This window comes from Actinoplanes oryzae, assembly GCF_030757795.1.
Taxonomy (GTDB): Bacteria; Actinomycetota; Actinomycetes; order Mycobacteriales; family Micromonosporaceae; genus Actinoplanes.
The window spans coordinates 1-18033 of sequence record NZ_JAUQWH010000177.1 but is presented as its reverse complement, the minus strand read 5'-3'; the positions used below and the strand labels follow the sequence as shown (position 1 = coordinate 18033).

Sequence of the window (18033 nt, the reverse complement as noted above, 5' to 3'; positions counted from 1 at the left end):
CGCGACCGCCTCGAGATCGGCCGCCGCCCCTGCCGCCAGTCCACCACGAACCCGGCCGGCACCCACCCCATCCCGACCAGCACATCGAGCTGACTCACATACTTCTGCCGGGCCAACGCCTCCTCGGCAGCAGCCACCACCCGGCGCTCCAGCTTCGTCACAGCCTGCATGCCAGGCAAGCTACCCCGGAATCAGCTGGTCGCCGGACGGATAGGCCTTCCACCAGGTCTCGCGGCGATGCTTGGTGAGCACTCCGTCACGCCGGATGAACAGCATGACATCACCGTTGAAGTCGAGCACTGCATCCTCCGGTCCGGTGTCGAGCACCCGGCGCACCACGGTCAGCATGCCGGTCACCGGCCGGCGAAAGTCCTCGGCGAACTTGTCGAGATTGAAGACAAGCCGCACACAGGCCTCCGGCTCCCACTCCCATGACCCATCGTCGGTCAGCAGCTCGAGGTAGCCGTTCCGGCCGCCCAGCACCGATACGTCATAGCCGTACCGTTCCTTGTGATCCGCGGATCGCCACCGACCGGACGGCCGCTCGTCGGCATCCGGAAATGCCCTCGCGCCCACCTGGTCGAGCGGGATGTCCCCAGCGAGGGTCAGCTTGTACTCAAGAGCCACGATCAGTCCCCCATCGGCCGGTAAGACGGAAGCTCGACCTGCACGATCTCACCGTCACGAGTGATCGCCTTGACCTCCTTGAGCCCTGGGACGGGCCATTCGGCGAACTGGCTTTTGAGAGCGGCGAGATCCCCGTGCCAATCCTCAAGGTTCACCACCACCCGCTGCGTCTGGCCCGACTCGACCTTCGTCGCGACCGCCGTCCAGATGCTGCGCACAGACTTACCGGGATTGGTCGGGGAGTAACAGTCAAACACCCGGCCCTCGACGAGGTAGTCAGGATCCTTCTCCGTTTTGCCTACGTCACCGGTGTTGAGGCGCGCCTCGGCGATCTCGGCCTTCGTCGGGTTCTGCCGGACACGATAGCCCTGATCGGCGAGCGTGTTCGCCGCCGAATTCTCCAGCTCGAGCGAGCGCCGGGTCTGCCCGTCCTCCTGCGCCCTGATGAAGGTCGGATGCCCGTCCGGAGTGCTGCCGAACGCGGCGGAAGGTCCGGTGTACAAATTCTGGAACTGCGGGCGCGATGCAGGAGGAGCCGCTCGGCCGCCCCGCACCCGCTGCCGGACAAGCTCCTGACTCCGCCGCACGCTGCCGACCCGGTGGTCACCGCCACCGTGCTCCCCGCGCCTCCGAGACATCCGATCGGCCGCCCGTCGCCGACATGCGATGTCAGCAGCGTAAGCGGCCGAGCCCCCGGGCGGTTACCTCGGTCAATGCCAATCAGGCGACGCGGCCGAGGCGGGCGACCAGCCGGTCGAGGGCTCCCGCCTCGGCCTGCGAGGCCACGGCCGGGGCGAAGGCGGCCCGCCCCGCCAGCGCCTCCGCGGTGAAGCCGAGCTCCTGCTCGACCACCTCGTCGGGGAAGTGGGCCGGCTGCCCGGTCGCCCGCGCCAGGTCCCAGCCGTGCACGATCATCTCGGTCAGTCGGAGATGCAGGGCCATGAGGCCGGAGACGCGGCCGAACGGCACCTCGAGGATGCGGTCGACCGCGCCGGGCGGGCGGAAGGCCTCGACCAGCGTGGCGGCGGTCTCGTCGAAGCCGGCCAGCAGCTCGCGGTGGGTCGGCGGGCGGCTCAGCAGCGCGGAGGCGTCCATGACGTTACCCAGCGAGAGGTGCTGGACGAGGGCGCGGACGTTCCACTCAGGACATGGCGTCGGGTCGTCCCACTGGTCGGCCTTGATCCCGGCGACCAGCGCCCCCACGCCGGCGGAGATCTCGGTCAATTGATCGACGGTCGCGGCGCCCACGGTGACACTTTATTGCCCGGCGCAAATTGTGGGTCAGAGCGCCCGGCGAACGGCCACCACGGCGATGTCGTCTGCCTGTTCCGCCGACCCGGCCAGGGTGACGAGGAGGCGCTGGCAGAAGGCGTCGAGGCGGGGCTCGACCTCGGTGGCGCAGGCCGCGAGGGCCGCCAGGCCCACGTCGATGTCCGCGTCGCGGCGTTCGATGAGGCCGTCGGTGTAGAGGACCAGGGTGCCGCCGGGTGGCAGGGTGAACTCGAGGTCGGCCGGGCGTACGGCGTTGATGCCGAGCAGCGGCCCGCGCGGCGCCAGGAAGTGGGCGCCCGTGCCGTCGACGTGCAGCAGCGGCGGCAGGTGACCGGCGCTGGCCAGGCGCACCTTGCCCGTGTCGGGTTCGAGGGTCAGCAGGCACAGGGTGGCCGACTCGGCCGCCAGGACCGTGCGCATGAAGCGGTTGACCAGTTCCAGCACCGCTCCCGGCGGGTGGCCTTCCACCGCGTACGCCCGGACCGCGTGCCGCACCTCGGCCATGACCGTGGCGGCGTGCAGCGAGTGGCCGGCGACGTCGCCAATGGCCACGAGGAGCCGGCCGTCGAGCATGGTGAGCTCGTAGAAGTCGCCGCCCACCTCGGTCTGGGCGCCGGCCGGCTCGTAGCGGACGGCGAGTTCCAGGCCCGGCACGTCGGGCAGGCGGGACTGCAAAAGGCTGCGCTGCAGGGTGACGGCGATGCGGTGCTCCTCGTCGTAGGAGCGCTGGGCCTCGACCGCGGCGGCGACCGCCTGGGAGAGCTGGCGCAGGACGGGGAAGCCCGGGCTCTGGGTGCTTTCGGGGACGGCGACATAGACCGGCGTACGGTCGCTGCGCAGCCGTGCCGACGCGACGGCGACCTGTTCGCCCTCGGGCCAGTCGATGACCGACCAGGTCTCGGGGGGCTCCTTGCGTACGGTGGATCCGACGATCGGCTCGTGATCCGCGACCGTCCAGGGCTGCACCGTCGCGGGCCCGCCGGTCGCGACGGCGGCCAGGCCCTCGCCGTCGGCCGTCTCCGCGACGATGACGCCGGGCCCGCCGAAGATCTCGTGGGCGCCGACCGCCGCCGCCTGCAGCAGGCCGCCGAGCGTGGACGCCGAGTTGATCGCGAGCGTGGTCTCGGCCAGCTTGACCATCCGGGCCGCCAGCGTCTCCGCGCGCTGCCGGGCCCGGTAGTAGCGGAGGACGGCCTGGACCGTGGCGATCAGCTCGTCCGGCTCGATCGGCTCGACCAGGTAGGCGTCGGCGCCCCGGTTGAGGCCCTGGGTGCGGTCGACGACGTCCACGGCGTGCGCGGAGACGTGGATGACCGGCAGGGCGCCGAAGTCGGGGTCGGTCTTGATCCGCTCGCAGACCTCGAAGCCGCTCATGTCGGGCAGCTTGACGTCGAGGACGACCAGGTCGACGTCCGCGTCGGCCAGCATGGCGAGGGCGGCGCCGCCGGTCTCCGCCTCGACCACCGTGAAGCCCGCCCGCGACAACCAGCTCACCAGCAGATATCGCTTGGTGGCGCTGTCATCGACGACGAGGACGGAGGCGGGGGTCACCACCGGTCCTCCGTCGCCGCGCCCTCCCGGGTCATGACGCCACCGGGAGGCAGACGGTGAACGTGCTGCCCTTGCCGGGCTCGGACGACACGCGCAGGGCACCGCCCAGGATGCCGACGAGCCGGCGGGCGTACGGCAGGCCGAGCCCGGTCCCCTTGCCGCTGAGCGCCTGGCTGCCCGGCACCTGGTAGAACTCCTCGAAGATGCGCTCGGTGAGCTCGGGCGGGATGCCGGTGCCCGTGTCGGAGACCGTGAACTCGACGTCGTCGCCGGTGCGGGTGGCGCTGAGCCGGACCTCGCCCTCCGCGGTGAACTTGATCGCGTTGGTGAGCAGGTTGCGCAGCACCTGGGCGAGCAGCACCTCGTCGGAGCGCATCCGGGGCACGGGCGGCTCCTCGACCACGAAGTCGACTTCGGGCCGGGTGGCCAGCGGCCGCAGCGTGCCGCGGAGCTGGCCGAACACCGCCTTGAGGTCCACGTCGGTCCAGTTCGGCTCGATCCGGCCGGCCTCCGCCTTGGCCAGGTCGAGCAGGTCGTTGACCAGGGTCAGCAGGTCGCTGGCGGAGCCCCGGATGAGCTCGACCTGGCGGCTCTGCTCGCTGGTGAGCGGCTCCGAGGATCCGTCGGTGAGCAACCGGCCCAGGCCGATGATCGCGGTGACCGGTGCGCGCAGCTCGTGGCTGACGTTGGCCAGGAACCGGCTCTTCGCCTCGCTGGCCGCGCGCAACTGCACCGACTTCTCGTCCAGCTCAGCATAGAGGGCGACGACGCCGCGATTGGTCTCCTCCAGCTCATCGGAGAGCTGGTGGTAGAGCGCCATCACGCCGCGATTGGTCTCCTCGAGCTCGGCGTTGAGCCGGGCGAGGTCGTCCCGCTGGGCACGAACCTCGTCCAGGGCGGCGATGAGCTGCTGGTTCTGGACCGACAGCTCGTCGAGCGGCGTGCCCGGCACGTGCTCGGCGAGGTGGGCGCGAATCTCGTCCATGCGGCTCCGGGTCAGCTCCGGCGCGCCGTGGGGCAGCCGGCGCGCCATGCGTACCAGTGTGCCTGTGCCATTGCCGGTCACCTCCAGTGTGTCGACCAGCCGACGCACCTGCGTGAGCTGCGCGGCCAGTCGCCCGGCGTCCTCGGGGAGGGCCGGGTAGGACATCTCCACCTGCAGGGTAGGTACCCGCCCTGGGGGGGTTGTGAACGCCACCTCCGCATCCCGGCCGTCGGCCACCACCAGCCGGCCGACCTCGCTGAGCGCCGTGGCGATGCGGGTCTGGTCCTGCGCCTCCAGCCCGACCTCGCGGGCGACCTCCCGGCCGAGCTGCCGGACGGTGAAGACGTCCTGCTCGCCCCGGATCCGGGTGCTTACCAGCGGCTCCTGCGTCATGACGACTTCGCCACCACGATCCCGGCGTCGTCGCGGCGGATGCCCGCCTCGCGCAGCAGGCTGGCCGCGATGACCTGCGGCGAGTGGTCCAGCAGACCGAGCTGGCCCTGCAGGGTCCAGCGGTCGACCAGGCCGTCGGTGTGCATGATCACCAGCGCGTGCGGCGGGAGCGGATAGTCGTACTCGCGGAGCTGGCGCTTCTGGTGTCCCGCGATGCCGGGCAGCGAGACCATGCCGCGGCGGGTGCCGTCGGGCGACAGCACCGTGCCGGTGATGTTGCCGAGACCCGCGCAGCGGACCACGGCCCGCTCGTGGTCCAGCTCGGCGACGGCGAGCGCGGCCCCGCGGGTGTGATTGAGAGTACGGTGCAGCGCCTCCACGACGGCCAGCGGCGACCCCGCCGACGTGTTCAGGAAGACCCGCACTGCCTCCTGCGCGGCCGCGTGCGCCAGGCGGCCGTGGCCGAGCCCGTCGGCGAGGAGGATCTGCTTGCGGCCGCCGGCCTCCCGGATCGCGTACGCGTCCCCGCTCACCGGCTCGCCGGACATCGGCCGGATCAGCCCGGCCGCCCACGCGGGCTCGGGCGCCTCTCCGTGCCACACCTGGGCGGCGAGGACCGTGCCCCGGCCCGGGGACGAGTGGATGTCGTACCAGCTGGCCTGGCGCACGATGGCGCCCAGCCCGATGCCGAGCGTGCCGGTCGTGGAGTGGCCGTCGCCGACCGAGCGCGGGATGTCGGCCATGCCGGGGCCCCGGTCGATGGCGACGATCTCGATGCCGGCGCGGTCGTCCACGCGTACGGGCCGCAGCAGCATGACGCCCTCGTCGGCGTGCTTGACCAGGTTGCCCGCGGCCTCGGCGACGACGATGGAGAGGTCGGCGGTGGTGCGCTCCGGGATGCCGAGCTCGTCCGCCAGGCGCTCGGCGGCGCGGCGGACGGCGGCGGCGCTGGCGGCAGCCTCCACCCGGAACCACAGGCCTCCGTCGAGAAGGCCCTCGGGAAGTGACGCCACTGCGCCTCCGCTCATCGGCACCACTTCGTCACGCTGATGGTCGTGCCCCGGCCCACGGCGGTGTCGATGTCGAACTCGTCGACGAGCCGGCGGGCGCCGCTGAGCCCGAGACCGAGCCCGCCGCCGGTGGTGTAGCCGTCGGTGAGCGCCAGGTCCAGATCCGGGATGCCCGGACCCTCGTCCGCGAAAACAATCCTGATTCCGGCGCGCCGTCCGTTCTCCACCCGGGTCACCGCGACGGTGCCCCCGCCGCCGTAGACGAGGGTGTTCCGGGCCAGCTCACTGGCGGCCGTGACGATCTTGGTCTGGTCGACCAGCGACAGCTTCACGGCCACCGCGAGCGTGCGTACGAGCTGGCGGACCCGCACCACGTCCTGGTCGGAGGCGACCGTGATCCGCTCGCCGGCGGCGAGGCCGTCCCCCGCGGTCATGGGATGGTGACCGCCGCTTCGTCGTCCTCGCCCTCGTCGGTCACGAGGTCGTCCTCGGCAGCCCGGTGGCGGGCCAGGAGCTCCATGCCGAGCTCGACGTTCAGCGCGGTCCGGATGCCGGGCAGCGACAGCCCCAGCTCGACCAGCGTGATCGCCACCGCCGGCCGCATGCCGACCACCACGGTCTCCGCGTCGAGCACCTTCGACACCCCGGCGATGGTGGCCAGCGTGCGCCCGACGAACGAGTCGACGATGTCCAGGGCGCTGATGTCGATGATCACGCCGTGGCTGCCGCTCGCGACGATCTTGTCGGCGAGGTCCTCCTGCAGCTGCAGGGCGACCTGGTCCTCCATGTCGTCCTGGATCGAGACCAGGAGGATGTCGCCGATCTTGAGAACCGGTACGCGCTCCACTCAGCGCTCCTGTCGCTTGGTCCCGGTCAGCCGGATGACGTGCCGCAGAGCGTCCGCGAGCGACGCCTTGGTCGCGATGTCGCCGAACTCGATGCCCAGCGCCACGATCGTCTGGGCGATCTGCGGCCGGATGCCCGAGATGATGCAGTCGGCGCCCATCAGCCGGGCCGCCACGACCGTCTTGAGGATGTGCTGGGCGACCTGCGTGTCGACCGCGGGCACGCCGGTGATGTCGATGATCGCGTACGGCGAGCCGGTGTCGACCAGCGTCTGCAGCAGCCGCTCCATGACCACCTGGGCGCGCGCCGAGTCGAGCGTGCCGACCAGCGGGACCGCGACCACGCCGTCCCAGAGCTTGACCACGGGCGTCGACAGCTCCAGCAGCTGCTCGGCCTGGTCCGCGATGAGCTCCTCGCGGGCGCGCGCGTAGCTGTCGAAGGTGAAGAGGCCCGCCCGGTCGATGAACGCCGAGAAGGCCACGTAGTCGCGCAGCACGTTGGAGTCGCCGTCGTCCAGGACCTCGAGCACCGCGTCCTTGAGCGCGAAGACGCTGATCGCGGTCTCGTGGGCGGTGAAGCCCTGCCGGGCCCGCGTCGACGACAGCTCGCTGAGCTGGGCACGCAGCTCGGCCGCCGCGTCATCGGCGATGTCGCCGGCGCCGCCGGCGAGCGCCGACTGGAAGCCCTTCTGCAGCTCCCCGGTCTGCCGTTGCAACTCGGCGTGGCTCAGCCGGCCGCGCAGCGTCGCCGAGATCCGCTCGGTCCAGGAAGCCCCGACGGCCTCCCCGTGCCCCTTGAGCAGATCCGCGAAGCGGCTACCCTCGTCCGAACTCAGCGCCACCGCTGCCTCCCGTGAGCTTCGCCGGGTCAGCCTGCCGCGAGTCGCGGTCAGCCGGGCCGGACTCTACCATCGAGACAGTTTTTCCTTGCAGTAGACCAACTAATATCCCGTGCTCAGCGCGTCTCCCCGTCCTACGGCGGCGGCGGCGAGTGGAGTAACGTCTTGCCCATAACTGGGAGGTCCTGAATGTCCCTGACGGTACAAACGGCTCAACACGGCGACATGGTCGTCGTGTCGGTCGCCGGCGAGCTCGACATGGCCACCGCACCGCAGCTGCAGGACCAGATCAGCGACCTGCTCGAGAAGGGTCGCACCCGGCTGGTCTTCGACCTGGCGGAGGTCTCGTTCTGCGACTCGACCGGGCTGTCCGTCTTCGTCCGGGCCAAGAACAGCACCGACGACGCCGGCGGCGTCGTGCGGCTGGCCGCCCCGCAGCGTGGCGTGCTGCGGATCCTGGAGGTCAGCGGGCTGGTCGAGGTGCTGCACACCTACCCGACGGTGGACGAGGCCGTGACGGCCGAGGAGCCCGCGCTCGACTGAGCGCGCCGGCGGCCCGCACGGGCCGCTTTTCGCTGCGTCGGCCCGGCGTCCTCACCCGCCGTGCCGCGCACCGCAATCACGTTCCTCCGCTCCTGCGCGTCCGCTTGCGGAAAGAACCGGTCGGCGTAGTTTGTCGCTGACCGGCCGCGGGAACGTCCCGGCCGACCCCGAACCCCTCGGCCCCCGACGCAGGAGTGCGCGTGAGTTCCATGTTCAAAGGCTTCAAAGACTTCATCATGCGCGGCAACGTCGTCGACCTCGCGGTCGGCGTCGTGATCGGTGCCGCGTTCACCGCCGTGGTGACGTCCTTCACCAACGCCTTCCTCAAGCCCCTGATCCAGCTGCTCGGCGGCGACACGAACGTCGGCGCCGGCACATGGAAGGTCGGCAAGGGCGTGGTCTTCGACTACGCCAGCTTCGTCAACGCACTGATCACCTTCCTGCTGACCGCCGCGGTGCTCTACTTCCTGGTGGTCTTCCCGCTCAACAAGCTCGCCGAGCGGCGCAAGCGCGGCGAGGAGCCGCCGCCGGAGGCCCCCAGCGAGGAGGTCAAGCTGCTGACCGAGATCCGCGACGCCCTGGTGCGCCAGCAGGTCGCCCCGGGTGCCGTCAACGACATCCTCGGCCGTCACCAGCAGCAGCCGCCGCGCTAAAGATCAACCCCGGTCCCCACCGTTCGAACAATTGTTCGATACAGTGCGGGGATGGAGCAGCGTAAGCACTGGTGGAACGGCAAGTGGGGACACGTCGCCCGCAAGGACGTATACCTCCGCACGAGCGGCGACCAGTGGTACGTGGAGCAGCGCGCGGGCGGCGCCGAGGGCGTCTCCCACTTCTTCGAGTACGACACCGAGGAAGCGGCCGTCGACATGGTCCGCGCGCTGCTCACCGGGCAGGACGAGTGGCGCGAGCTCTCGGTCCGCCCGCGCCCGCGCTGACGCATCCCGTGCCGCTCAAGCGGCGTCCCGGCGCCCGTCGGCACAGGCGCACCCGATCCCACAGCCCCACCCGGCACCGGCTCCCAGCACCCCAGCCCCAGCGGCGCCGGCTCCCAGCACCCCGACCCCAGTGGCGGCAGTCCCGAGCGGCTCGGTCCCAGCAGCGACGGTCCCGAGCGGCCCGGCCCCGGCATGACGGGCGCTGAGGGGGCCACCGGGCAGCAGGCGCAGACGCGGCTGCCGCGGGGCCGCCGGCGTCTCGTCGTCCTCCTCGACCAGGTGCCAGCGAAGACCCGGCGTGATCCTGTCCCCGGGCGGCTGCGCGGTCCCGCCGACGACCCGCGACAGCGCCACCACCAGCAGATAGCCCAGGATCACGAACCCGTGGCTGACGAGCCGCTCCGCGTCGACCCGGGCGGCCGAGAGATCGTTGACCGACAGCAGCAGCAGCATCCCCACGAAGGCTGTCAGCATCGGCACCAGCCCCGTCGGCCGGCTCCGCCGCAGGGCGATGAAGAGGTAGCCCGCCCCGACGGCCACGTTCCAGGCCGCGGACTCGTGCCAGAGATGACCCGGGGTGGCGTCGAGCCCGGTGTGCACATGCAGGCTGCTGGACCCGCCGCCGACCTGCGCCAGCCCGAGGATGAGCTGCACGGCACCGACCACGGCCAGCGCCACGTAGAGCACGGCCGTCGCCCGGGGCCGCCAATCACCCGACCGGGTCTCGTGCCACCAGGCCCGCAGCCGCCCCGCCACCGGGACCCGCCCTGCCGAGGCGGCGGAGGACGCGGCCGGCGCGCCACCCGGGGCAGCGGCGTCCGAGGACGCGGACGGCGCGGCGCCGAGCGCGGCCATGATCGACGCGCTCAGGTCGGGCACGTCGGTGACCAGCCCGGTCCGGGTCAGCCGGTTGACCGTCGCGGCCCGGTCCAGCCACTCCCGGCACCCGGCACAGCCGGCCAGGTGCTCGTCGACCCGCGCCCGGTCGCCCGGATCGTCCTCGCCGTCCAGTTGAGCGGACAGCATCTCGCGCCACTGCTCACACGCCATATCCCCATAGTCGCGCGGGGACGCCGCCTGGTTCCGCCGGCGGCCCCGGATTTGCGGCGACCACCCGCCGCCGACTCACCCGCCGAGCGGCGGCTCACCCGCCGCCGGTGCCGCCCAGCAGCCGCCGGCGCTCGCGGAACGCCCGCAGGTTCGCCGTGTTGCCGCATGTGCTCACGTCGTGCCACACGCCGCTGTTGTTGCGGGACGTGTCGAAGAACGCCGCCCGGCACTCGGCGTTGTGGCACAGCTTGAGCCGCGGCCAGAGCCCGCCCTGCTGCGCGACCAGCGTCTCGGACCACAGGGCGGAGGCCAGCCAGCGGGTGCCCCGGCCGGCCGGGATGATCCGGACCCAGCCCGCCGCGTCGGGGACCAGCGTCACCGGCACGTCGGCGGGCGGCAGCGCGCCGTCCGGACCGGCGGCGGTGCGGCCACCGGCGAGGACGACGCCCTCGAAGGTCGTCCGCAACCGGCGCAGCGACCGCAGGTCCGCGGACGAGAGGAGCAGCACGGGGGCGGGGAGCCCGGCGACGCGGGACCAGGCCGCCAGCGCGTCGGTCAGCCAGCGCTGGGCGTCGTCGGGCGTGGCGAGCAGATCGGGCGCGTACGCCATGGTGGCCCGGGTGTTGAGCAGGTCCTGGACGAGAGCGAGGCCCGCCGGCGCCTCCCGGACCCCGTGCCGGGCGCTCGCCTTCCATGACATAGGCGAAGGGTACCGTTCCGCCTCACGAGGAGTTTTCACGTGCGGGCACTCGGGTAGCGACCGTGGTGGATGATGTGCCGAAGGAGGCAGCGTGCGCAGAGTCCTGACGAGTGTGGTGGCGGTAGCGGCAGCCGTGAGCCTGGCCACGGCCTGCGGTTCCGGCGACTCCGACCAGACGGCAGCCCCGGCGCCCTCGGCACCGGCCACGACCACCGCGCCGCCGGAAAGCCCGCCAGCGCCCCCGGCGGAGAGCCCGAGCGCGGATCCCACCGGCACACCCACGCCGACGGAGACCACGCCGGATAAGCTCAAGCGCGGAGTCAAAGGCGATCGTGTCGTCGCCCTCCAGCAGCGCCTCACCGAGCTGGGCTACTGGAACGGCGGCAAGGCGGACGGCAGCTTCGGCGCGCTCACCCAGCAGGCCGTCTACGCCCTCCAGAAGGCGGCCGGCCTGACCCGCGACGGCGTCGTGGGCGTCAAGACCCAGAAGGCCCTCGACCAAGGCGTACGCCCGAAAGCCAAGAGCACCGAGGGCCGCGTCATCGAGATCAGCAAGAAGAAGCAGCTGCTCCTGCTCGTGAACGACGGCGAGGTCGAGCAGGTCCTCAACACCTCGACGGGCTCCTACGAGCAGTACGAGCAGGACGGCGTCACGCACACCGCGGCAACCCCGTCCGGCAAGTTCACGGTCTCGCGCCAGATCGACGGCTGGCGGGACGCGCCGCTCGGACTGTTGTGGCGCCCCAAGTACTTCAACGGCGGCATCGCGGTGCACGGGGCGTACAGCATCCCGCCGTACGCGGCGTCGCACGGTTGTGCCCGGGTCTCCGTCCAGGCGATGAACTACCTGTGGAAGAACGACAAGATTCCGATCGACACCAAGGTCTGGGTCTACTGACCGGAATTCCCGAATAGTCCTATCCTGAGGTCACCGAAGGAACGGGGTGGCGCAGGATGACGCAGACGCAATCGCCGGCGGTCGTGCCGGAGGAGCTCAAGTGGGCGCTGACGGAGGCGGGCAAGGAAGCCGTCGCCGTGGCACCCGGCTGGTTCCGTGCGTGGCCGACCGGCGACGAACGCTGGTCCGTCGTCAACATCCGCGGCGCCTCGCAGGTCATCGTCAACCACAGCCGCGAGGACGAGCGCCACCCGAACAGCTGGACCGTGCGCGCCCTGTTCGGGGACAAGGCCGTCGAGCTGCGCCTGGGACCCTACGACAACAAGGAGCAGGCGATCTGGGTCGCGCACGCCGTGCTCAACCTGGCGTTCGCCGAGGACCCGAAGCCGTGAACCCGTACCCCGGGCACTATCCGCCGCAATATCCGCCGCCGGGGCCGTACGCCGCGACGGGCCAGCCGCAGCAGGTCTTCTGGAACGGGACGGGCTGGCAGCAGCTGCCCCCGCCGCCACAGCGCCGAGGACTGCACGCCGGGCTGCTCGCCGTACTCGTGGGCCTGGGTCTGGGATTGGTCCTCGCCGCCGGGGCGGTCGCGACGAACGCCTATGCGAAACACTCGATCTGCACCGCGATGGAAAGCACCGGCACGCACCGATCGACAATGACGGAAGACGATGCCATCAGCACCATCCACGACGCGGCGGACCGCATGCGCGGCTACGGCCGCCTGCTCCTCTTCGACCGTTCCCTGAAGAGCGCGATCGACAGCCTCGCCGCGGACATGGACGAGCTCGCCACCCTGAGCGGCGCCCTGACCGGGAGCACGGCGAGCACCGATTCGCTGGCCCGCTTCTTTCAGGTGATGAGCGCGGTGAACACCCATGCCCGCGACGCCCAGCGCGCCTGCGGCCTGCCCGCCGACGGCATCGCCTGAGCGCGCTCCACCAAAGGTCATCAATGCGCTACCTGCGCTCCATGTGGGCGGACTAGCGTGCGCGCATGTCCACGGTCGATCGCCGTACCTTTCTGCGCATGGCAGGCCTTCCCGCAGCCGCGGCCCTGCCCTCCGGTCTCGACAAGGCGCTGGCCATCCCGGCCCACCACAGCTCGGGGACCATCGCCGACGTCGAGCACGTCATCTTCCTGATGCAGGAGAACCGCTCGTTCGACCACTACCTGGGCACGCTGCGCGGCGTGCGGGGCTTCGCCGACCCCCACCCCATGCGTACGCCCTCCGGCCGTACCGTCTGGCACCAGCCGCAGGCCAACGGCCCGGACCTGCTCCCCTTCCGGCCGGACGTCCCGGACGTGGGGTCGACCTTCCTCCCCGACCCGCCGCACGGGTGGAACGACGGTCACGCGGCGTGGAACGGCGGCCGCTACGACAGGTTCGTGCCCAACAAGGGCGTCACGACGATGACCTACCACACCCGCGCGGACCTGCCCTATCAGTACGCCCTCGCGGACGCCTTCACGGTCTGCGACAACTACCACTGCTCGCTGCTCGGTCCGACCGACCCGAACCGCTACCACATGTGGACCGGCTGGGTCGGCAACGACGGCAAGGGCGGCGGACCGGTCGTCGACAACGACGAGGCGGGCTACGACTGGTCCACCTATCCCGAGCGGCTCGAGCGCGCCGGCGTCCCGTGGAAGATCTACCAGGACGTGGGGCTGGGCCTGACCGCCGCGGGCTCGTGGGGCTGGACCCAGGACCCCTACATCGGCAACTACGGCGACAACTCGCTGCTCTATTTCCACCAGTACCAGAACGCGCAGCCCGGCACCCCGCTCGCCGACCGCGCCAAGACCGGCACCAACGTCAACGCCCTCGGCCGCGACCCGTCGGCGCTGCTCAGCGACTTCCGCGCGGACGTGGCTGCCGGGCGCCTGCCCGCCGTGTCGTGGATCGTGGCGCCGGAGGCGTACACCGAGCACCCGAACTGGACCCCCGACTACGGCAGCTGGTACGTGTCGCAGGTCATCGACATCCTCGCCTCGCACCCGGAGGTGTGGAGCAAGATGGCGCTGTTCATCACGTACGACGAGGAGGGCGGCTTCTTCGACCACATGGTCCCGCCGACCCCGGGCTTCTCAACCGTGCCCACCACGAACGAAATCTTCCCCGGCGACGCCGAGCACCCCGCCGGCCCGTACGGGCTGGGCGTCCGCGTCCCGATGATCGTCGTCTCGCCGTGGACCCGCGGCGGCTGGGTGAACTCCCAGCTCTTCGACCACACGTCGCTGATCCGCTTCCTGGAGCGGCGCTTCGGCCCTCACGAGTCCAACATCACGCCGTGGCGCCGCGCGGTGACCGGCGACCTGACCAGCGCTTTCGACTTCAAGAACCCCAACCGGTCGCACCACGTGCAGCTGCCTTCGACCCTCCAGCCGGCCGACCTCGTCCGGCACCCCGACGAGCCCCCGGTCCCGCCGGCCGACCAGCACCTGCCGAAGCAGGAGCGAGGCGTACGCCCGGCGCGCGCGCTGCCCTACGCCCTGCACGCCGACGCCTCGGTCGCCGGCGACACCCGCACGGTCACCTTCCGCAACACCGGCAAGGCGACGGCCGTCTTCCAGGCCCGCGCCGGCGAGGACATCCGCACCTACACGGTCGAACCGGGCAAGACACTTTCCGGTACGTGGCCCGCCCGCGAACGCGTCGAGGTGCACGGCCCCAACGGCTTCTACCGACAGTTCCTGGGCGGTGCACTGGGCGTACGGACCGGATACGACACCCGCGCCGAGAAAGTGACGGTCGCGTTCACCAATGCCGGCTCGGGAAGGCTGCAGCTGACCGTGCGGGACACGTACGGCACCCATCCCGTCACCATTTCGTTGCGCCCCGGCGAGACCGAGCAGAAGTCCTGGTCCGTGGTGCGTGCCCACGGCTGGTACGGCCTGCGCATCACCGCCGCCGGGGGCCTCGACCACCACGTCGCGGGCCACCTCGAGAACGGCAAGGACAGCATCACCGATCCGGCAATGGGCGGGCTGGTGTGACGGCCGTACGACGGTCTTAAATGGACGGTTAAGCCGCCGTTAACCGCGATTGTCGCGACAGGTATCGTTCTCGGCGAATAGCCATTCCCGGCACCGAGAGTGAGACATCAGTGGCACGGCAGATAATTACGGTCCTGACCGATGACATCGATGGCAGCACGGCCGATCGCACCATCGAATTCGGCCTGGACGGCGTCGCCTACACCATCGACCTCTCCGAGGAGAACATCGCCAAGCTCCGCCAGTCCCTCGAGCCCTACGTGGCTGTGGCCACCCGCGTGAGCCGCGCCGGCGTCCGCCGGGGCGCCCCCGCCCCGGCCCAGCCGGCCCCCACCCGCACCAGCCGCGCCGAGAACCAGGCCATCCGCGACTGGGCCGCCCAGAACGGCTACGAACTGTCGGACCGCGGCCGCATCCCGGCCACCATCGTCACGGCCTACAAGAACCGCTGACCCATTCCGGACCGGCGGCATTCCCCACGAATGCCGCCGGCCGAGACGCCTTTCTTCCGCACCATGCCGCGCAACCGTCCCAGCCCGTCTCCGAGGCGGGGCCGCGCGTGGCCGGCTTCATCGCAGCACTGCATTGCCCAGGGCTGCCGCGGCTAGCGCACTCCGCCCCGGCACGATGCTCGAACACTTCTCGAGCCACGCGGCCCCGAACCGACCCGCGTGGCGATGCAGGTACCGCGAACAGGCATCGGGCGGCGTGAGGAGCGGCACCGCGCCGCTGGGCCCGCCTCCCGGCCACGGGTCAGGTAACCTGATCGGCGCGGGCCGCTAGCTCAATGGCAGAGCTGTGGACTTTTAATCCATAGGTTCAGGGTTCGAGTCCCTGGCGGCCCACTTTGATCTTGCAAGCGGACCACGGCTCGGTGGTTCAGCGTCATCGGCGTCGGTGAAACGCTGAGTGCAGGTCGCAGTCCCGCGCGCTGCTTTTCAGGCGACCCACCTCCAGGTCCACTCGCCATCCCAGTATCGGCACCGCGCAGCGCCCATCCGGCATGACCGTGCCCGGGTCGGGTAGCGCCGCCGCGGCAGCGTCGCGATCACGGTGTCGCGCGCCTGGCCGAGGTGCCGCACAGCCCTGAAGAGCCAGCTCAGAGCCCATGAACGCATGCTCTGACAACGCTACAGCTGGTAGCATCTGTGACACCTACGATATCTATGACATCTGCATCGACCAGCCGACCCTTGGCTGAGCCATGCGAGCGATAGACACTTCCCGTGTTTCCGCCGAGCAGTTCGACCAGCTCGAACGCGCCGCCGCCGAGATCTCGCCCGAGATGCTCGACGTCATCCATGCGCTGATCGAGTCCATTCGCGCGGGCGCCGAGATCACCGTATTTGAGCCGGCCGCCACACTGACGCCGAAGGAAGTCGCTGATCGCCTCGGCATGAGTCGCGCACACCTGTACAAGCTTCTCGACCGAGGCGAGATCGCGTTCGATCGTGTCGGCCGGGACCGACGCGTCCCGTTCACCGAGGTCGTCGAGTTCGAGCAGCGCCGTCAACGCGACCGCCGTGAACTCGCTGAGCGCTTCGCGCAACAGCAGCAGGGCCGAGCCGCTGCGATCGATGAACTTTCCGACCTGCTCTGAGTCGACCGTTCGGCTGGGGCGTCACTGGCGTTGCCTGACCGGCGATGCCGGGACAATTACCCGGTGGAATCTCGACGGGCACGCCCTACCCTCCGAGTCTTGCAGGAACACCTCCGCGCCGGGTGGAGGTGGCCTCCCGCTCAGGCGGGGCCCGGCGTGGGAGGGTTCGACCCGCTTTCTCCGCTGAGCGAGCTGCCGCATCCGATCATCCACAAAGCACGGGAAAGCTTCGGGGACGACCCCCAGCACGACAACTACGTCGGGCCGGTGAAGAGCTGCACCCGCTTCAGGCGGACCGCCGCGTGCCATGGGCGCCCCTGACGGTTAGCCGGGGGAGCCGATACCCGGTCAGCTCGGCCTATTCTCGCCCAGACTGGCGCAGTTTCAGCAGCAGCTTCTTCGCTCCGGGTGCTCCGCTGTCGATGGCGCGATTCACCGCCGCCTCGGCCGCCGGGCGATCGCCGGTCTCGATGGCCCATTCGGCCATTGTGACCAGCACATGGGTGTCGCCGGCGGACGCCATCCGCTCCAGCAGTCTCTTCGCGCCGGCATGGTCGCCGCGTTGATATCGCGCCTTGGCGACCCACCGCCATCCGCTGTCCTTCAAGCCCAAGTGGTCCAGCCGTGCGTAGGTCGCGGCAAGATGTTCGGCGGTGGCCTGATCGCCAGCCCGCTCGTACGAGGCGGCAAGGTTGACCAGTGCGAAGATTTGCCCGACGCTGGTGAGCCGCCGATAGATTCGGCGTGCAGCGCGGACTCGGCCCTGCCGCTCGCGGAGTTCTGCCAGTTCGAACAGTGACCAGTGCAGGCCGCCGTTGAAGGCACGCCAGAGCAGAGCCGCACCTCGGCGCTCGTCACCGGACCGCGCGAGGATATGCCCGGCCACGCGTTGGGCGTTGGGATGACCCGACTTGGACGCGAGGTCGCAGTACTTCGTGACGAGCGCGGGGTCATTGGCCGTCGTGGCGAGAATGACCATCTCGGTGATGGCATCGTCGAAGCCGAGTTCCATCGCGCGCCGCATCACGGCGAAGGCGCGTGGCAGGTCGGGGCCGGTATACCGCCATGCCAGGCCGGTGAGCGCCTTTCGGTTGCCGTGCCGGAACGAATCCTCGGCGAGCCGGAGGGCTTCGTCGTGTTCGTCGCGTTCGGCAAGGTCGCGGGCCTGGTACTCCACCTCTCGCGCCCCGCCGTTGGCCAGGGCGGTCTGGTAGAGCTTGTCGGCGACCTCGTGCCGCCCTTGGCGTGCGTGCAGCGATGCCAAGCCGACGAGAGCTTGCGGGTTGGTGCCGTCATCCGCCAGGGAGTACCAAGCTTTGGCGGCGTCATAGTCGCCCGAGTCCTCGCATCGGTGACCGAGAACCAGCTGCGACCGGGTATCTCCGTTCTCCGCCGCGAGTTCGAGGTACGGCAATGCCTCGTCGCGGCCCTCATCCTCTTCCACCATCGACGCGAAGGTGGCCAAACCGGCTCGGTCACCGCGGACCGCCGCCTCCAACGCCAAGCGGTGGGCGATCTCCCGCCGGTCGCGCCGGTACGCCGCCCTGGCCATGGCCGCCGTATCCCAGCCAGCGACGTCGTCGTGCAACGCGGCCGCCCAGAATCCGTCCGGTGGGCGTTCACCCTGGCGGGTGCGCTTGCCGTGCTGCTCCAAGTAGTCGGCGAGCCGGAAGTCGTCACCGGCCGGCGACAACGGTCCCCGGGCACCCTGACACAGCGGAAGTAGATAGTCCTTGAGGGCACGGTCGAACCAGTCAATCGGCAGGGTGGCGCGTTGCA

21 protein-coding genes and 1 tRNA gene are annotated in these 18033 nt (G+C 70.7%); 10 read left to right on the top strand and 12 right to left on the bottom strand.

Features of this window, described 5'->3' with window-relative positions; genetic code table 11:
* Window positions 1–180: 180 nt before the first annotated feature.
* From RBH18_RS36765 to RBH18_RS36725, 9 genes are all read right to left on the bottom strand, one after another.
* On the bottom strand, window positions 181–627 hold the full coding sequence (locus RBH18_RS36765) for a SitI3 family protein (RefSeq protein WP_306215115.1): 447 nt from the start codon (window positions 625–627) through the stop codon (window positions 181–183).
* A gap of 2 nt (window positions 628–629) precedes the next feature.
* Window positions 630–1073, bottom strand: a complete 444-nt coding sequence (locus RBH18_RS36760; RefSeq protein WP_306215117.1) for a CdiA C-terminal domain-containing protein — start codon at window positions 1071–1073, stop codon at window positions 630–632.
* A gap of 274 nt (window positions 1074–1347) precedes the next feature.
* Window positions 1348–1875 (bottom strand): TIGR03086 family metal-binding protein, encoded by a 528-nt coding sequence (locus RBH18_RS36755; RefSeq protein ID WP_306215114.1) that lies wholly within the window; start codon window positions 1873–1875, stop codon window positions 1348–1350.
* Between the two features lie 33 nt (window positions 1876–1908).
* The gene (locus RBH18_RS36750; protein ID WP_372339046.1) at window positions 1909–3450 is read right to left on the bottom strand and encodes a SpoIIE family protein phosphatase; all 1542 of its coding nucleotides are present in this window, start codon (window positions 3448–3450) and stop codon (window positions 1909–1911) included.
* Between the two features lie 31 nt (window positions 3451–3481).
* Window positions 3482–4828, bottom strand: coding sequence for a sensor histidine kinase (locus tag RBH18_RS36745; RefSeq protein ID WP_306215112.1), 1347 nt, complete (start codon window positions 4826–4828; stop codon window positions 3482–3484).
* Window positions 4825–5856 (bottom strand): SpoIIE family protein phosphatase, encoded by a 1032-nt coding sequence (locus RBH18_RS36740; protein ID WP_306215111.1) that lies wholly within the window; start codon window positions 5854–5856, stop codon window positions 4825–4827. Before RBH18_RS36740 ends, RBH18_RS36745 begins: the two co-directional genes overlap by 4 nt.
* Window positions 5853–6272, bottom strand: a complete 420-nt coding sequence (locus tag RBH18_RS36735; protein ID WP_306215110.1) for an ATP-binding protein — start codon at window positions 6270–6272, stop codon at window positions 5853–5855. The genes RBH18_RS36740 and RBH18_RS36735 overlap by 4 nt, the downstream gene beginning before the upstream one ends.
* Complete coding sequence (locus RBH18_RS36730) at window positions 6269–6685, bottom strand: STAS domain-containing protein (RefSeq protein WP_306215109.1); 417 nt, start codon at window positions 6683–6685, stop codon at window positions 6269–6271. The genes RBH18_RS36735 and RBH18_RS36730 overlap by 4 nt, the downstream gene beginning before the upstream one ends.
* Window positions 6686–7525, bottom strand: coding sequence for an STAS domain-containing protein (locus RBH18_RS36725; RefSeq protein WP_306215108.1), 840 nt, complete (start codon window positions 7523–7525; stop codon window positions 6686–6688).
* A gap of 186 nt (window positions 7526–7711) precedes the next feature.
* Here RBH18_RS36725 and RBH18_RS36720 point away from each other — a divergent pair, with 186 nt between their 5' ends.
* The 3 genes from RBH18_RS36720 (at window position 7712) to RBH18_RS36710 (ending at window position 9003) form a co-directional block, all read left to right on the top strand.
* A complete protein-coding gene (locus tag RBH18_RS36720) occupies window positions 7712–8065 on the top strand; it encodes an STAS domain-containing protein (RefSeq protein WP_305787815.1) in 354 nt (117 codons plus the stop codon).
* Between the two features lie 209 nt (window positions 8066–8274).
* A complete protein-coding gene (gene mscL / locus RBH18_RS36715; protein ID WP_306215116.1) occupies window positions 8275–8718 on the top strand; it encodes a large conductance mechanosensitive channel protein MscL in 444 nt (147 codons plus the stop codon).
* Between the two features lie 51 nt (window positions 8719–8769).
* Window positions 8770–9003, top strand: a complete 234-nt coding sequence (locus RBH18_RS36710) for a hypothetical protein (protein WP_305787816.1) — start codon at window positions 8770–8772, stop codon at window positions 9001–9003.
* Between the two features lie 15 nt (window positions 9004–9018).
* Here the strand turns inward: RBH18_RS36710 and RBH18_RS36705 are convergent, their stop codons facing one another.
* Both RBH18_RS36705 and RBH18_RS36700 read right to left on the bottom strand, forming a co-directional pair.
* The gene (locus RBH18_RS36705; RefSeq protein ID WP_306215107.1) at window positions 9019–10053 is read right to left on the bottom strand and encodes a zf-HC2 domain-containing protein; all 1035 of its coding nucleotides are present in this window, start codon (window positions 10051–10053) and stop codon (window positions 9019–9021) included.
* A 94-nt stretch (window positions 10054–10147) separates the two neighbouring features.
* Complete coding sequence (locus tag RBH18_RS36700; RefSeq protein WP_306215106.1) at window positions 10148–10753, bottom strand: CGNR zinc finger domain-containing protein; 606 nt, start codon at window positions 10751–10753, stop codon at window positions 10148–10150.
* A 91-nt stretch (window positions 10754–10844) separates the two neighbouring features.
* On the opposite strand from RBH18_RS36700, the gene RBH18_RS36695 reads away from it, so the two are divergent.
* From RBH18_RS36695 to RBH18_RS36665, 7 genes are all read left to right on the top strand, one after another.
* Window positions 10845–11651, top strand: coding sequence for a L,D-transpeptidase family protein (locus RBH18_RS36695; protein ID WP_306215105.1), 807 nt, complete (start codon window positions 10845–10847; stop codon window positions 11649–11651).
* Between the two features lie 56 nt (window positions 11652–11707).
* Window positions 11708–12043 carry a hypothetical protein gene (locus RBH18_RS36690; RefSeq protein ID WP_306215104.1) on the top strand — a complete coding sequence of 112 codons (336 nt, stop codon included), beginning with the start codon at window positions 11708–11710 and terminating at the stop codon, window positions 12041–12043.
* A complete protein-coding gene (locus tag RBH18_RS36685; RefSeq protein ID WP_306215103.1) occupies window positions 12040–12585 on the top strand; it encodes a hypothetical protein in 546 nt (181 codons plus the stop codon). Before RBH18_RS36690 ends, RBH18_RS36685 begins: the two co-directional genes overlap by 4 nt.
* A gap of 98 nt (window positions 12586–12683) precedes the next feature.
* Window positions 12684–14654 carry a phosphocholine-specific phospholipase C gene (locus RBH18_RS36680; protein WP_372339045.1) on the top strand — a complete coding sequence of 657 codons (1971 nt, stop codon included), beginning with the start codon at window positions 12684–12686 and terminating at the stop codon, window positions 14652–14654.
* Window positions 14655–14764: 110 nt separating this feature from the next.
* Window positions 14765–15106 (top strand): histone-like nucleoid-structuring protein Lsr2, encoded by a 342-nt coding sequence (locus RBH18_RS36675; protein WP_306215101.1) that lies wholly within the window; start codon window positions 14765–14767, stop codon window positions 15104–15106.
* A 321-nt stretch (window positions 15107–15427) separates the two neighbouring features.
* A tRNA-Lys gene (locus RBH18_RS36670) sits at window positions 15428–15499 on the top strand.
* A 359-nt stretch (window positions 15500–15858) separates the two neighbouring features.
* Window positions 15859–16254, top strand: coding sequence for an excisionase family DNA-binding protein (locus RBH18_RS36665; protein ID WP_306215100.1), 396 nt, complete (start codon window positions 15859–15861; stop codon window positions 16252–16254).
* A 358-nt stretch (window positions 16255–16612) separates the two neighbouring features.
* Here RBH18_RS36665 and RBH18_RS36660 read toward each other — a convergent pair.
* Window positions 16613–18033: tetratricopeptide repeat protein (locus RBH18_RS36660; RefSeq protein WP_372339044.1), on the bottom strand; the 1421-nt coding region annotated here is incomplete at its 5' end.